The sequence below is a fragment of the Pseudomonas sp. MSSRFD41 genome, from assembly GCF_014230245.1.
In the GTDB taxonomy this organism is placed as follows: Bacteria; Pseudomonadota; Gammaproteobacteria; order Pseudomonadales; family Pseudomonadaceae; genus Aquipseudomonas; species Aquipseudomonas piscis.
Map to the genome: position 1 here is coordinate 184,896 of NZ_JACKZK010000008.1, position 15,343 is coordinate 200,238.

11 protein-coding genes are annotated in these 15,343 nt (G+C 65.7%); 8 read left to right on the forward strand and 3 right to left on the reverse strand.

The features are described 5' to 3' along the window. The first annotated feature begins 3 nt into the window (after positions 1 to 3). The 6 genes from H7A76_RS14940 (at position 4) to H7A76_RS14965 (ending at position 9,373) form a co-directional block, all read left to right on the forward strand. Positions 4 to 783, forward strand: a complete 780-nt coding sequence (locus H7A76_RS14940) for an energy transducer TonB (protein ID WP_185699194.1) — start codon at positions 4 to 6, stop codon at positions 781 to 783. 42 nt (positions 784 to 825) lie between these two features. Further along, positions 826 to 3,066 (forward strand): TonB-dependent receptor family protein, encoded by a 2,241-nt coding sequence (locus H7A76_RS14945; RefSeq protein WP_185699195.1) that lies wholly within the window; start codon positions 826 to 828, stop codon positions 3,064 to 3,066. Between the two features lie 28 nt (positions 3,067 to 3,094). Beyond that, a complete protein-coding gene (locus tag H7A76_RS14950) occupies positions 3,095 to 3,739 on the forward strand; it encodes a MotA/TolQ/ExbB proton channel family protein (protein ID WP_185699196.1) in 645 nt (214 codons plus the stop codon). Between the two features lie 133 nt (positions 3,740 to 3,872). Further along, positions 3,873 to 5,576, forward strand: a complete 1,704-nt coding sequence (locus H7A76_RS14955) for a bifunctional metallophosphatase/5'-nucleotidase (RefSeq protein WP_185699197.1) — start codon at positions 3,873 to 3,875, stop codon at positions 5,574 to 5,576. A 297-nt stretch (positions 5,577 to 5,873) separates the two neighbouring features. Beyond that, on the forward strand, positions 5,874 to 8,309 hold the full coding sequence (locus H7A76_RS14960) for a TonB-dependent siderophore receptor (RefSeq protein WP_185699198.1): 2,436 nt from the start codon (positions 5,874 to 5,876) through the stop codon (positions 8,307 to 8,309). After that, positions 8,309 to 9,373 carry a YncE family protein gene (locus H7A76_RS14965; protein ID WP_185699199.1) on the forward strand — a complete coding sequence of 355 codons (1,065 nt, stop codon included), beginning with the start codon at positions 8,309 to 8,311 and terminating at the stop codon, positions 9,371 to 9,373. Before H7A76_RS14960 ends, H7A76_RS14965 begins: the two co-directional genes overlap by 1 nt. An 8-nt stretch (positions 9,374 to 9,381) precedes the next feature. On the opposite strand, the gene H7A76_RS14970 is transcribed toward H7A76_RS14965, so the two are convergent. After that, positions 9,382 to 10,257: an AraC family transcriptional regulator gene (locus H7A76_RS14970; RefSeq protein ID WP_185699200.1), complete on the reverse strand. Its 876-nt coding sequence runs from the start codon at positions 10,255 to 10,257 to the stop codon at positions 9,382 to 9,384. Positions 10,258 to 10,411: 154 nt separating this feature from the next. Between H7A76_RS14970 and H7A76_RS14975 the strand changes: the two genes are divergently transcribed. Continuing rightward, positions 10,412 to 11,317 carry a DMT family transporter gene (locus H7A76_RS14975; RefSeq protein WP_185699201.1) on the forward strand — a complete coding sequence of 302 codons (906 nt, stop codon included), beginning with the start codon at positions 10,412 to 10,414 and terminating at the stop codon, positions 11,315 to 11,317. A gap of 185 nt (positions 11,318 to 11,502) precedes the next feature. Here the strand turns inward: H7A76_RS14975 and H7A76_RS14980 are convergent, their stop codons facing one another. Together H7A76_RS14980 and H7A76_RS14985 are read right to left on the reverse strand one after the other, a co-directional pair. Beyond that, a complete protein-coding gene (locus tag H7A76_RS14980; protein WP_185699202.1) occupies positions 11,503 to 12,477 on the reverse strand; it encodes a D-glycerate dehydrogenase in 975 nt (324 codons plus the stop codon). A 105-nt stretch (positions 12,478 to 12,582) separates the two neighbouring features. Then, complete coding sequence (locus H7A76_RS14985) at positions 12,583 to 13,551, reverse strand: LysR family transcriptional regulator (RefSeq protein ID WP_185699203.1); 969 nt, start codon at positions 13,549 to 13,551, stop codon at positions 12,583 to 12,585. A gap of 272 nt (positions 13,552 to 13,823) precedes the next feature. Here H7A76_RS14985 and H7A76_RS14990 point away from each other — a divergent pair, with 272 nt between their 5' ends. Next, the gene (locus H7A76_RS14990; RefSeq protein ID WP_185699204.1) at positions 13,824 to 15,335 is read left to right on the forward strand and encodes an efflux transporter outer membrane subunit; all 1,512 of its coding nucleotides are present in this window, start codon (positions 13,824 to 13,826) and stop codon (positions 15,333 to 15,335) included. The last annotated feature ends 8 nt before the right edge of the window (positions 15,336 to 15,343 follow it).

Genomic DNA, 15,343 nt, shown 5'->3' on the forward strand with positions numbered 1-15,343 from the left:
GCCATGTTCAGTCTCTATCGAACCCGCAAGCTGCTGGCATGCCTGCTGCCGGCCGGCCTTCTGTTGCTGGTGATCTACAGCAGCCAGTTGCAGCGATTGCAGATCACGCCGGTGTATGACGAAAGCACCGTGGAGGTGGCCCTGGTGGATGCCAGCGAACTGTTGGCCGTGGCCGAGCCGCCACCGCCCGAGCCGGAGCCCATCGAACCCGAGCCGCCGGTGGTGGTGCCGGATGAAGAACCCCTGGTGATCGAGCCGCCCAAGCCCAAGCCGGTGGTCAAGCCCAAGCCCGTGGTGGCCAAGCCGCTGGTGGCCAAGCCCGAGCCCGCCAAGCCCGTGGCGCCTAAACCGGCCCCGGCGCAAGTGGCCAAGAGCACCCCGGCGCCGCCGCCCGCCGTGGCCGAGGCGCCCAAGCCTCCGGTGGCGACACCGGCCGCCGCACCGGCTCCAGCGCCCGCCCCCGCGGCGCCAGCCAGTGCCATCAAGGAAAGCCTGTACACCGCTGCTTTGCGCAAGGAACTGGAAAAGCACAAGCAATACCCCAGCGGCCGCGAGGCCTCGTTGCAGCGTCCCCAGGGCGATGTGGTGATCTGGCTGGAAGTCGATCGGGCCGGCAACGTGCTCGACAGTGGCATCGAAAACAAGGCGCCGAACATGTTGCTCAACCGTGCCGCGCAAACCAGTTTGCGCCGCGTGGAAAAAGTCTCGCCGTTCCCGGCGGACGCCTTCTCGGGCAAGAACAAGCAACGGTTCACCGCGACCTTTAGCTACAACGTGGAATAACCCATCACCTATTAACGAAAGTTGTAAGCAAGGGATTGACCCGTGAAGATCAATAAACTTTATGCCCTGCTTCTGGCATCGGGCCTGGGCAGTTTTGCGCCATTGGTTCTGGCCGACGATAGCGTGGACGTCGGTGCGGTGAACGTTGCCGGCAAACAGTCCCTGGGCAATGGCCACATGATCAAGGAAGAAAGCGCCAAGGCGCGTTCCACCGTGACCAAGGAAGCCATGGACCAGATGGCGCCCACCGCCAACGCCGTGGACAAGCTCAAGTACACCCCGGGGATCAACGTCTCCAGCACCGATGCCACGGGCCTGAGCGGCACCAACTTCACCATGCGCGGGATGAACTCCGACCAGGTGGGCCTTTCCTCCGATGGTTTCCCGATCAACGATTCGGGTGACTACTCCATCTATCCGAACCTGATGGGCGATTCGGAAAACTTCAGCGAAGTGTTTGTCACCCAGGGCTCGTCCGAGGCCGACGGTCCGCACATCGGCTCCAGCGGCGGCAACATCGGCCTGGTGACCGCGCGCCCGACCAAGGACTTCGGTGTATTCGTCAAGCAATCGGTGGGTTCGAACAACCTGCGCAAATCCTTTGCCCGGCTGAACACCGGTGACCTGGGCGGCTTCAAGACCTGGGTCTCGGCCTCCCACACAGAAGGCGACAAGTGGAAGGGCAAGGGCACCCTGCGCGCCGACAAGATCGAGTGGAACACCCTGTTCGAAGACGGCAACGGCAACTCCACCAACGCCATCTTCAAGTACAACAAGCAGGAAAACTACAACTACAACAGCGTCAGCAAGGCCCAGTTCCAAAACCAGGGGCGACGCGTGGACTATTCGGAAAGCACCTTGTTCAAGAACGGCAGCGTGTCCCAGTCCTACAAGCTCAACCGCAACCCCTTCGAAAGCCTGACCGCTTCGGTGACCCAGCGCTTCCAGCTGCGTGACGACCTGAGCCTGACCTTCAACCCGTACTACGTGTGGTCCAACGGCGGCAGCTTCAGCGGCCAGACCGCCACCACCCTGTCCGCCTCTTCCAGCAAGGCCGGCAACTATGACCTGAGGGGCCTGCCCAGCGGTACCTACTACCGGCCTTCCTGGACCGAGACCTGGCGCCCGGGCATGACCACCAAGCTCAAGTGGGACCTCAACGAAGAGCACAGCCTGGACGTTGGCTACTGGTACGAGCGCGCCCGCCAGCGCCAGACCCAGCCCTTCATCGGCATCAAGGCCAATGGCGCGCCGGAAAACGTCTGGGGCGACTACCAGGGTTCCGACCAGCTGGTGGATCGCAATGGCGCCACGGTCCAGGGCCGGCACCAGTACACCGTGACCCCGGCACAGAAACTCTGGGTGCAAGACACCTGGCAGGCGACCCCGGACCTGACCCTGACCGGGGCCCTGGCCTACCAGCATGTGGAGCGTGACGGCAACAACCTCGGCAGCCTGACCGACAAGCCGGAAAAGCGGAACGTGCGTTATCACGAGTTCTTGCCCAGCTTCAACGCCAAGTACCAGATCGACCCGAACAACCAGGCGTTCTACAACGTCACCCGCAACATGCGCACGCCGCCCAACTACGTGCTCTACAACAAGGGCGACTCGATCAGCCTGAAACCCGAGCTGAGCTGGAACCAGGAACTAGGCTGGCGCTACAGCGAAGACAACATGGCCCTGAGCGCGACGCTGTTCTACATCACCTTCAAGGACCGGCAGATCTCCACCACCGACGTCAATGGCGACTACGTGGTGGCCAACGTCGGCGAGGTGAAGAACCGCGGCCTGGAGCTGGAGTGGAGCGGGTTGCTGCCGCATAACTTCAACTACTACGCCTCGTACACCTACACCAAGTCCGAGCAGATGGACGACCTGACCAACAAGAACGTGTTGCTGCCGACCTCCGGCAAGCAACTGGCCAACGTGCCGCAGAACATGTTCAACCTGAGCCTGGGCTACGACGATTCGCGCTACTACGGCAACGTCGTCGGCAAGTACGTCGGCGCCTTCTACGGCGACCTGACCAATGACGAGAAGATCTCCGGGCGCACCGTGTTCGACCTCAACGCCGGTATCCACCTGCCAGTGGACAAGAAAGTGCTGAAGTCCGCGACCCTGCGCTTCTCGATGCTCAACGTGTTCGACAAGGAATACCTGGCCTCGACCCGCACCGTGTCGTTCAACACCGTGAAGACCAATGGCCTGGCGCCGAGCACCGCCTACTACAACGTCGGCGAGGAGCGGACCGCGATGGTCTCGCTGGAAGCCGCGTTCTGATTCGTTTCAGGTACAAGAGGACATGACGATGGACATGAATCTGCTGCACGACATCACCTTCTACACCATGTACGGCGCCGCCGCGATCGCCGCCTTCATCGCGGTGGAGCGGGGTATCTACTTCAGCTTCAGCCTGCGCCAGGCAAAGAAACTGGAGACCGTGCTCAACCCGAAGATGCATAGCGTCGACGACCTGCCGGCGCAGCTGCGCGAGCGCAACAGCCTGCCCCTGGAAATGGTCGCCGAGCTGTTCGCCCACAAGCAGGGGCTGGCCAGCCACAAGGACCTGGAAGACCTCAGCGAGTCGATCTACATCGCCACCCGCAGCAAGCTGATGCATGGCCTGTGGCTGCTGGAGACGGTGGTTACCGCTGCACCCTTGCTGGGCCTGCTGGGCACCATCCTGGGGATCATCGACACCTTCAAGGCCCTGGCCGAGACCGGTGTCTCCGACCCGGGCGAGGTGTCCAAGGGTATCGGCACCGCGCTGTACGCCACGGCACTGGGGATCGCCATCGCCCTGGGCAGCATGATCTTCCACAACCACTTCCAGGATCGGGTCGAACGCATCACCGACCACCTGAAGATCCTGCTGCTGCGCGCCGGCATGGGCACGGCCCTGAAAGCCCCGGCGCCAGCGCAAGCGGTGCAGGGCACCCTGCAACCTGCCTGATAAGCTACGCGCCGTAGCCGCTGCCCAAGGCCGCGGGCGATGACCGGGCGGGCGCTCCCAGAGCGTCCGCCAGGCTCGCCGCGCCGCCTGCGCCAGCGGCTTTTTTCTTGCCGACAATACAAGGACTTTTTCCATGTCGCGTCCTCGTCCCATGCCCCGGTTGCTGGGGGCACTGACATTCGCCCTGGTCGCCCTGGCCGGTTGCAGTTCGCTCTCCCATGAGCCACAGCCAGTGGCGGTGAACATCGTCGCCATCAACGACCTGCACGGTAACTTGCAAGCCAACCCCTTCAGCTTCAAGGACCCGAGCGCCCCCGGCGGCGTGCGCAAGCTCCAGGCCGGCGGTATCGCCACCCTGGGCGGCATGCTCGGCCAGCTACGCCAGGAAGATCCGCAACTGTTGTTCATCGGCGCCGGCGACCTGGTGGGTGGCAGCCCGCCCTTGTCGGCCATGTGGGCCGACGAGCCGACCCTGGACGCCCTGCGCCAGATGGGCCTGAAGCTCAGCGCCATCGGCAACCACGAACTGGACCAGGGCAAGGCCGAGTTCCTGCGCCAGGTCAACGGTGGCTGCCAATCGCCACGGCCGGACAAGGCCTGCCAGTTCCGCCCGGACTACGCAGGCAGCGGCTTTCCCTACCTGGCCGCCAACCTGATGGACAGCGACACCGGCAAGCCGCTGCTGCCGGCCTACCGCATCGAACAAGTGCATGGGGTCAAGGTGGCTTTCGTCGGCGCGGTATTGCGTGACGTGGCCTCGGTGGTCAGCGCCAAGGGCATGCGTGGCCTGCAAGTGGCGGATGAAGCCGACTCCATCAATAAACTGGTTCCCGAGCTCAAGGCCCAGGGCGCCAACGCCATCATCGCCGTGGTGCACCAGGGCGGCGCGACCCCCGAGCCGTTCGACAAGCCCGACTGCTCGCAACTGGGTGGCGACATCGTCGACGTGGCCAAGCGTCTCGACCCGGCGGTGGACGTGCTGGTCAGCGCCCATTCGCACCAGGGCTACCTGTGCAAGGTCGGCTCGCTGCTGGTGACCCAGGGCAATTCCTATGGCCACCTGCTGACCCACCTGACCCTGCAAGTGACCCCGGGCCAGCACCGGGTCACGGACATCAAGGCGGTCAACCTGCTGGCCGACCCGGCGCGTTATCCACAGGACCCGGGCCTGGCCCGGTTGCAGCGCGACGTCGAGGCGCGCAGCAATGAAGTGTTGCTCAGCCCGGTGGCAGCGATTGGCGCCCCGTCCATCACCCGACGCGCCGATGGCGCCGGGGAAATGCCCCTGGGCGACCTGATCGCCGATGCCCACCTGGCCGCCGGCCAGGCCAATGGCGCGAAGATCGCCTTCATGAACACCGGTGGCATTCGCAGCGACCTGGCCCTGGAGCCCGGGCAGGCCAAGCTCAACTACGGGCAGTTGGCGACCCTGCAACCCTTCAACAACGCCCTGGTCGCTTTCGACCTCACTGGCCGGCAGTTGCAGCAAGTGCTCAACCAGCAGTGGAAAGGCACGGACGATGCCAACATCCTCCAGGTCTCACGGGGTTTCAGCTACCGCTGGGACGCCAAGCGCCCGGTGGGGGACCGCGTGGTGCCGGACAGCTTGCGCCTGGATGGCCAGCCATTGCGCGCCGATACCCGTTACCGGGTGGTGATGAACGCCTTCCTGGGCGAAGGCGGTGATCGTTTCAGCCTGTTCAAGGACGGCACCCAGCGCAGCGACCTGGGCATCAGCGACCTGGACGCCATGTTGCAGTACCTCAAGGACATGGAGCACCAGGGCAAGCCGGCCGGCTCCGCCACCAGCGCCGGGCGGATCGAGCGCAGCAATTGAGGTGTGCGGGCGACAGCCGATGGGCCGCTGAAGGTCCTGCGGACCTTGTCGCCGCTTCGCAGGCTCAGCAGCGGCTACAGGTGCTTCGGGCACTTGCTGGGTGTAGCCGCTGCCGCAGGCTGCGCCCGGGCGCGCAGCGGTCGTAGAACCGGCTTGCCAGGTCCGCTCGTGGACTCACTCCAACGCGGCTGAAAATATTTTCAAAAAATGGCTGAGGTCTTTGCCCTCGACATCCGTGTAGTGCTTGAAAGTGCGATCAATTCGCATTCAATGTGCTCCTACACACGAGTCTCAAGCATGAAGTCCAGGGCAAATTCGGTGGCAAACGCTGCGGTAAAACGTTGGTTCGGCGCATCCGCGCTGATGGTGTCGGGGTTGGCGCTGCTGCCCCTGGGCGTGGCCCTGGCGGCCGAATCCGGCAGTGCCCAGCACAGCGCGCTCTTCAACTTCACCATTGCCGCCAAGCCACTGCCCCAGGCGTTGAGCGATTTCACCCGGGTCACCGGTATCAGCGTGGTCTACACCACCGATACGCCCTATGGCGTCCAGGCGCCGGCGCTCAATGGCCAGTTCGGGGCCGAGCAGGCCTTGCAGCGCTTGTTGGGCGGTTCCGGGTTCACTTACCGGCGCAGCGATGCCCACACCCTGGTCCTCGAACCGCTGCCCCAAGGCGCCGGCTTGAACCTGGGCGCCACCAGCGTCACCGCCCTGGGGGCCGACGACAGCACCAGCTACCAGCCGCCGGCCACCACCTCGGTGGCGCGCAGCCAGGCGCTGAACCAGGAAATCCCGCAGATCATCAACGTGGTCCCGGCCCAGGTCCTGAAGGACCAGGTCCCGCGCAACCTGGACGACGCGCTGAAGAACGTCAGCGGCATCACCCAGACCAACACCCTGGGCGGCACCCAGGATGCGGTGCTGCTGCGGGGTTTTGGCGACAACCGCAACGGCTCGATCATGCGCGATAGCATGCCGGTGGTGCAGGGCCGCGCCCTGAACGCCACGGCCGAGCGGGTCGAAGTGCTCAAGGGGCCGTCCTCGCTGCTCTACGGCATCCAGGACCCGGGCGGGGTGATCAACGTGGTCAGCAAGAAGCCTGAGCTGCAACAGTCCACCGCCCTGACCGTGCGCGGCTCGACCTACGGCTCGGGCAAGAACGGCAGCGGTGGCAGCCTCGACACCACCGGGCCGCTCGGCGACTCCGGGCTGGCCTACCGCTTGATTGTCGATCACGAAGACGAAGATTACTGGCGCAACTTCGGCACCCATCGCGAATCCCTGGTGGCGCCGTCCCTGGCCTGGTATGGCGAGCGCACCAAGGTCCTGCTGGCCTACGAGCATCGCGAGTTCCTGACCCCGTTCGACCGTGGCACGGCCATCGATCCCAAGACCAACCATCCACTGGACATCCCGGCCACCCGGCGCCTGGACGAGCCGTTCAACGACATGGAAGGGCGCTCGGACCTGTACCGCCTCGAGGTCGACCACGAACTTGGCGACGACTGGCAGGCCCACTTCGGCTACAGCTGGAACCGCGAGACCTACGACGCCAGCCAGGTGCGCCTGACCGCGGTGAATGCCAACGGCACCCTGACCCGGACCATGGACGGCACCCAGGGCGCCCTGACCACCGATCGCTACGCCACCGCCAGCCTGGAAGGCAAGGTGCAGCTGGCCGGCATGCAGCATGACCTGGTGTTCGGCCTCGACGACGAGTACCGCAAGATCTATCGCGCCGACCTGATTCGCGGCAAGAACACCCGTTTCGACTACCGCAACCCGGTGTACGGCCAGCAGGTGGCGGGCACCAACGTCAGCGCCCCGGACAGCGACCAGACCGACTTGCTGCGCAGCGACTCGCTGTTCTTCCAGGACGCCATCCACCTCACCGACCAGTGGATCCTGGTGGGCGGCGGACGCTTCCAGGAGTACGACCAGTACGCCGGCAAGGGCCGGCCGTTCCATGCCAACACCGACAGCAACGGGCAGAAGTTCGTGCCCCGTGCCGGCCTGGTGTATCGCTACACCGACCAGCTGTCGTTCTATGGCAGCTACACCGAATCGTTCAAGCCCAACTCCAGCATCGCCCAGCTGGCCGGTGGCACCGCGGTGCTGGATGGCTCCATCGAGCCTGAAGAAGCCAAGTCCTGGGAGCTGGGGGCCAAGCTCGATATTCCCGGGCGCATCACCGCCAGCGCGGCGCTGTTCGACATCACCAAGCGCAACGTGCTGGTGTCCACCGCCACGGCCACCGAGACGGTCACCAGCGTGGCCGGCGAGGTGCATTCCAAGGGCCTGGAGCTGGACCTGACCGGCCAGCTCAGCGACCAGTGGAGCCTGATCGGCAGCTACGCCTACACCGATGCCCAAGTGACCAAGGACACCCAGTACAAGGGCAAGCAGTTGCAGAACGTGGCCAAGAACAGCGGCTCGCTGTCGGCGGTCTACGACTTCGGCAGCCTGCTGGGCGGTGATCGCCTGCGGGTCGGCGCCGGTGCTCGTTATGTCGGCGAGCGCGCCGGCGATGCGCCCAACAGCTTCGACCTGCCGGGCTACACCGTGGCCGATGCCTTCGCCACCTACGACACCAAGCTCGAAGGGCAGAAGGTCAAGTTCCAGCTCAACGTCAAGAACCTGTTCGACAAGACCTACTACACCTCGTCGGCGAGCAAGTACTTCGTCTCCCTGGGCGATTCACGGCAAGTGTCGCTGTCCAGCACCCTGGAGTTCTGATGAAGATCCGTCACCTGTGGTTCCTGGCCCTGGGCTTCTGCCACCTGGCCCTGGCGGCGCAACCCGAGGGCGCGGCGGCCGATGCCCGCCTGTATCACCGTGAGCACCAGGCGCTGTTGCCGGGCGCCGGTTCGAGCTGGGGCTTCATCGCCCTGGACCCGGTCCGGCCCTATCTGTTCCTGGCCCGGCGCGACAACGGCCTGAGCGTGTTCGATGTGGACAAGCAGCGCCCGCTGCGGACCCTGGAGCAGTCGGCGGGGGCCAATGGCGTGGTGTTCGTGCCCGAACTGGACCGGGTGCTGGTGCTCAATACCGATGGCAGCCTGGGCGTGGTGCAGTTATCCACACTCAAGCCGCTCAAGCGTATCGCCGTGTCCCAGAGCAACCTCAACAGCGCGGTGTACGAGCCGAAAACCGGCCAGGTGATCATCGTCAGCGGGCGCCGGGCCGATCGCTCGACGCTGTTCGTCTTCGATCCGCAGCAGGAGCGGATCGTCGCCGTCCATGACCTGGCGGTGAAGAAGATCGACCCGCTGCTGCTCAAGGGCGATGGCAGCTTCTTCTTGCCGATGCGCGACGAAGGCGTGCTGGCGCGGTTGTCGTCCAGCAGCTTCGAGGTCCTGGATCGCTGGCAGTATCCCGATTGTCAGCGGCCCAGTGCCCTGGCCCAGGATGAGCAGCGTTCGCGGTTGTTCCTCGCCTGTCGCGGCGAGCGCCCACGGTTGCTGGTGCTCGATCGCGACAACGGCGCGCTCAAGGCCAGCCTGCCGATCACCCGGGACGTCAACGCCCTGGCCTACGACCCGCAGTCCCGCCGGGTGCTGGTGGCCAGCGGGGTGGACGCCAACCTCAGCCTGATCGCCCAGCTCGATGCCGACCGCTACCAGGCGCTGGGCAGCGTCAGCACCCAACCCATGGCCTATAACATGGCGTTCGACCCGCGTAGCCGGAAGGTCTACCTGGCAGCGATGGACTTCACTCAACCGGCGCCGACCCCGGGTGAGCCGAAGCCGGACCCGTTGTTCCATGCCAATACCTTCAGGGTCCTGACCCTGGCGCCCTGAGGCCGGGGTCAGCCGGCGAAGGCCTGGCGGTATTCGCCCGGAGTGCCGCCCACGGCCTGGCGGAAGCGGTTGGTGAAGTGGCTGGCGCTGGCGAAGCCGCAGGCCAGGGCGATGTCCCCCAGGGGCCGGGCGCTGCTGCGCAACAGCAGGCGCGCCCGCTCCAGGCGCCGGGCCAGCACATATTGGTGCGGCGGCAGGCCGAAGCTTGCGCGGAACATCCGCGCGAAGTGGTACTCGGAGAGGGCGCACAGGCCGGCCAGTTGGCCCAGGCTCAGGGGCGTGTCGAGCTGGCTGTCGATGTAGTCCGCCAGCAGGCGCCGTTGGTGGGCGGCCAGGCCGCCCTTGAGGCGCAGGCCCTGGCGCAGGCCGGCCTGGTTGAGCAAGGCGTGGCCGAGCATCTCGTGGGCCAGGCTGCTGGTCAGCAGGCGTTCGCCGGGCTCGTTCCAGTTCAACCGGATCAGTTGCTGGAAGTGCCGGGTCTGCTGCGGGTCGTCGAGGAACAGGCTCTCGCGCAGCTGCATCTCCCGGGGTTCGCGGTCCAGCAAGGTGACGCAACCCAGGGCGAACTGCTGTGGGCTGAAGTACACGTGGGCCAGGCGAATGTCGCCATTGATCACCCAGGCCGACTGGTGCTCGGCGGGCAGGATGCACAGCTTGCCCGGGCCGCCCATGGTTCCGGGCCGGTCGCGGCGGAAGGTGCCGGTGCCGCCGGCGATGTAGCAGGACAGGGTGTGGTGGCTGGGCGCGGCATATTCCTGGGCGTCGTGATGGTTGCTCCACATGGCCGCCCACAAGCCGTCCCCCAGTTCGGCGCTGTGCTCCAGGCGCGCGTGGGGCGAGCGGTTCAGGGCTTGGAAGACTTGCAGGCTATCCAGTGCGGACATGGTGATCGAATCGCGAGGTTCGTGTGCCGATGTTGCGCATCCTACTCCGTCGCGTCCGGGCTGCCAGCCGGTTGCCGATAAAAACCGCAAGTTTGTGCAAGCGCAGGCTGGGTTCCGGGCGCGAGACTGTGTTCCTTATACAAGGAGCCGTGCCATGAACCTGTCGTTGTACTTGTTGACCGTGCTGATCTGGGGCACCACCTGGATCGCCCTGAAGCTGCAGTTGGGCGTGGTGGCGATTCCGGTATCCATCGTCTATCGCTTCGCCCTGGCGGCCCTGGTGCTGTTCGTCATGCTCCTGGCCAGCGGCAAGCTGCAGGCGATGGACCGCCGCGCCCACCTGATCTGCCTGGCCCAGGGCCTGTGCCTGTTCTGCCTCAACTTCATGTGCTTCCTGCATGCCAGCCAGTGGGTGCCCACTGGCCTGGTGGCGGTGGTGTTCTCCACCGCGACCTTGTGGAACGCCCTCAATGCGCGGGTGTTCTTCGGCCAGAAGATCGCCCGCAACGTGCTGCTCGGTGGCGGCCTGGGCCTGCTGGGGCTGGGGCTGCTGTTCTGGCCGGAGCTGGTGGGCCATGGCGCCAGCCCGCAGACCTTGCTCGGCCTGGGGCTGGGCCTGTTGGGCACCCTGTGCTTCTCGGCCGGCAACATGCTCTCCAGCCTGCAGCAGAAGGCCGGGCTCAAGCCCATGACCACCAACGCCTGGGGCATGGCCTACGGAGCGACTCTACTGGCCCTGTACTGCCTGGCCCAGGGCATCGCCTTCGATGTGGAATGGAGCACGCGCTATATCGGCTCGCTGCTGTACCTGGTGATTCCCGGCTCGGTGATCGGTTTCACCGCCTACCTGACCCTGGTGGGGCGCATGGGCCCGGAACGGGCGGCCTATTGCACGGTGCTGTTCCCGGTGGTGGCGCTGAACGTCTCGGCGGTGGTGGAGGGCTACCAGTGGACCGCCCCGGCCCTGGCCGGCCTGGTCCTGGTGATGCTGGGCAACGTCCTGGTCTTCCGCAAGCCCGGCACCGCCAGCAAACCCGCGAAACTGCGCGCAACGGCCTGACCCCACCCTCCTGCGAGGGCTCGCGGGCTCGACAGCGGCTACAGGCGTTCAGCAGTAAATGGCGGCGAATCCTGTAGCCGCTGCTGAGCTGGCGAAGCTGCGCACGGCGGCGCAGCCGACGCCAAGCCGGATGACGCGATTTGGCGGGCACGCCGTCGTGCGAGGGCTCGACAGCGGCTACAGCTTCAGGCCTTCCACACCTGGGGGTTGACCAGGTCTTGCGGGCGCTGGCCCAGCAGGGCGCTGCGCAGGTTGCTCATGGCGCGCTCGGCCATGGCGTCGCGGGTCTCGCCGGTGGCCGAGCCGACATGGGGCAGGGTCAGGGCGTTCTTGAGCTGGAACAGCGGCGACTGCGCCAGCGGTTCCTTTTCGTACACGTCCAGGCCGGCACCACGAATCTGGCCGTTCTGCAGGGCTTGGACCAGCGCCGGCTCGTCCACCACCGGGCCACGGGAAATGTTCACCAGGATCGCGCTGGGCTTCATCAACGCCAGTTCGCGCTGGCCGATCAGGTGCCGGGTCTGCTCGCTCAGCGGCACCACCAGGCAGACGAAATCGGCCTCGGCCAGCAACTGCTCGAGGCTGCGGTACTGCGCGCCCAGCTCCTGTTCCAGGGCGGCCTTGCGGCTGTTGCCGCTGTAGAGAATCGGCATGCCGAAGCCCAGGCGTCCACGGCGGGCGATGGCCGCGCCGATATTGCCCATGCCGACGATCCCCAGGGTCTTGCCATGTACATCGCAGCCGAACAACGCCGGGCCGACGCTGGCTTGCCACTGCCCGGCCTTGGTCCAGGCGTCCAGCTCGGCGACCCGGCGGGCGCTGCCCATGAGCAGGGCGAAGGCCAGGTCGGCGGTGCTTTCGGTGAGCACATCGGGGGTGTTGGTGAGCATCAGCCCGCGTTCGTTGAAGTAGTCCAGGTCGTAGTTGTCGTAGCCCACCGAGATGCTCGACACCACTTCCAGCTGCGTCGCGTGCTCCAGCTGCGCGCGCCCCAGCTTGCGGCCGACGCCGATCAGGCCGTGGGCCCGGGGCAGGGCTTCGTTGAATTGGGCGGCGATATCCCCCTGCTTGGGATTGGGCACTATGACTTCGAAGTCCTGTTGCAGGCGCTCGGTCATCTGGGCAGTGATGCGGCTGAAGGCTAGTACGGTCTTTTTCATCGCGAAGCGGCTCGTCAGGCGGGGGAAAATGCTTGGCACGCTACCATCAAACAGCCCGTTCCATGGGCTTTTTCTGGCCTGGCGCCCGCGCCAGGGGCCGGTTGTTCAGTGCCCGGAGCGGGCGCTGGCCAGGGTGCCGCTCAGCTCATAGGACGCCAGTTCGGTCTGGTTCGCGGCGAGGATCTCCGGCAACGAACCGCGCAAGTACTCGACCCAGGTCTTGATCTTGGCGTCCAGGTACTGGCGCGAGGGGTAGATGGCGTAGAGGTTCAGCTCCTGGGAGCGGTACTTGGGCATGACCCGCACCAGGGTCCCGTTGCGCAGGGCCTCGATGGCCGCGTACACCGGTAGCACGCCGATGCCCATGCCGCTGATGATCGCGGTCTTCATGGCGTCGGCCGAGTTCACCAGGAACGGCGAGCTGTTGATGGTGACCATTTCCTGGCCTTCCGGACCGTCGAAGGCCCACTTCTCCAGGGGAATCACCGGGCTCACCAGGCGCAGGCAGGCATGGTGCAGCAGGTCGCTGGGCTTCTGCGGGCAGCCGTGGGCCTTCACGTAGGCGGGCGAGGCGCAGACGATGCTGTAGGTGATCCCCAGGCGCTGGGACACGAACCCCGAGTCGGGCAACTCGCTGGCCAGGACGATGGACACGTCGTAGCCCTCGTCCAGCAGGTCCGGCACGCGGTTGGCCATGGTCAGGTCGAAGGTCACGTCCGGGTGCGACTTGCGATAGCGGGCGATGGCGTCGATCACGAAGTGCTGGCCGATGCCGGTCATGGTGTGGACTTTCAACTGCCCGGCGGGGCGGGCATGGGCGTCGCTGGCCTCGGCCTCGGCTTCCTCGACGTAGGCCAGGATCTGCTCGCAGCGCAGCAGGTAGCGCTTGCCGGCCTCGGTCAGGGCAATACGCCGGGTGGTGCGATTGAGCAAGCGGGTTTGCAGGTGTGCCTCGAGATTGGAGACGGCGCGCGAGACGTTGGCCGTGGTGGTGTCCAGTTGCACGGCAGCGGCAGTGAAGCTGCCGGCTTCGGCGACACAACTGAAGGCACGCATGTTTTGCAAGGTGTCCATGGGGTGCTCTCAAAGGAGATTGCAAATTGTGACACGAAGTTTCTGTTTTTACAGGCGTCTGGGGATACGACCAAGGGATTATCGCGTTTACGGTAACAAAGATTCACAGGAATCCCAGCTTATCGCCGAACCGGCCGCCCCCTAGAATTGCGCCGATCCGCAGGAGCCTTGCCGACGAAGCGCCGTCCGACCCGATATCCGGGCCTGGACCGTTGGCCAGCCGGCACCTGCGAGAGATTTGCCATCCCCCTCGATCTCAGGAATTCGCAGCAGTGCCGCGTCGCATCAGCAGAGGGTTCAAGACCCTCAGTGTTTGGGCTTTATCGTTAGCAATCAGCGGCTGCATCGGAACCGGAGGCATTGCCCCACAAGGCAAGACACTTCCCGCTAATACATTGGCCACCGACGAGGCGATCCAGAGCGCCGCGCGCGATGCCCACTGGCCCAGTGCCCAGTGGTGGCAGGCCTATGGCGACCCGCAGCTCAACCGTTGGATCGACCTGGCCCTACAAGGCAGCCCGAGCATGGCCATGGCCGCTGCCCGGGTGCGCCAGGCCAAGGCCATGGCCGGCATCGCCGAGTCGGCCGAGTCGCTGCAGGTCAAGGGCGACGCCACTCTCAAGCGCCACAACTGGCCCACCGACCCGTTCTATGGCCCCGGGGCGCTGTCCAACAGCACCACCTGGGACAACAACGCCGCCCTGGGCTTCAGCTATGCGCTGGACCTGTGGGGTCGGGAAAGCAATGCCACCGAGCGCGCCGTGGACCTGGCCCACATGAGCGTGGCCGAGGCCCGCCTGGTCCAGCTGGAACTGGTGAACAACGTGGTGCGCAGTTATATCCAGTTGTCCCTGCACTTCGCTCAGCGCGATATCGCCCTGGCCACCCTCAAGCAGCAGCAACAGATTCTCGAGCTGGCGCAGCGGCGCCTGGACGCTGGCATCGGCACGCATTTCGAAGTGAGCCAGGCCGAAGCGCCGCTGCCGGAAACCCATCGCCAGATCGACGCCCTGGATGAAGAAATCGCCCTGGCCCGCAACCAACTGGCGGCCCTGGCCGGCAAGGGGCCGGGGGAGGGCGCGCAGTTGCAACGGCCGAGCCTGGCCCTGGGCGCGGCGCTGAAACTGCCGTCGGCCCTGCCCGCCGAGCTCCTGGGCCAGCGCCCGGACGTGGTCGCCAGCCGTTGGCAGGTGGCGGCCCAGGCCCGGGGCATCGACGTGGCCCATGCCGGTTTCTATCCCAACGTCGACCTGGTGGGCAGTATCGGCTTCATGGCCACCGGCGGCGGGGCCCTGGAGTTCCTCACCGGCAAGAAGCTCAACTACAACGTCGGCCCGGCCATCAGCCTGCCGATCTTCGACGGCGGCCGCTTGCGTTCGCAACTGGGTGAAGCCTCGGCCGGCTACGACCTGGCCGTGGCCAGGTACAACCAGACCCTGGTGGATGCGCTCAAGGGCATTTCCGACCAGTTGATCCGTCGCGAGTCCATGGACAAGCAGCAGTCGTTCGCCGCCGAGTCGGTGGCCGCCGCGCAGAAGACCTACGACCTGGCCACCGTGGCGTTCCAGCGCGGCCTGACCGACTACCTCAATGTGCTCAATGCCCAGACCCTGCTGTTGCATCAGCAACAGGTGCAACAGCAGGTCCAGGCCGCGCGCCTGGTCGCCCAGGCCGACCTGGTGACCGCCCTGGGCGGTGGCCTGCAAGCCGGTCGCGACGTGCCCTCCGACAAACAGATCCAAGCGCCCAAGACCCCGGCGGCCCTGGCCGTCCTTGATCACTGAAGCAGGTT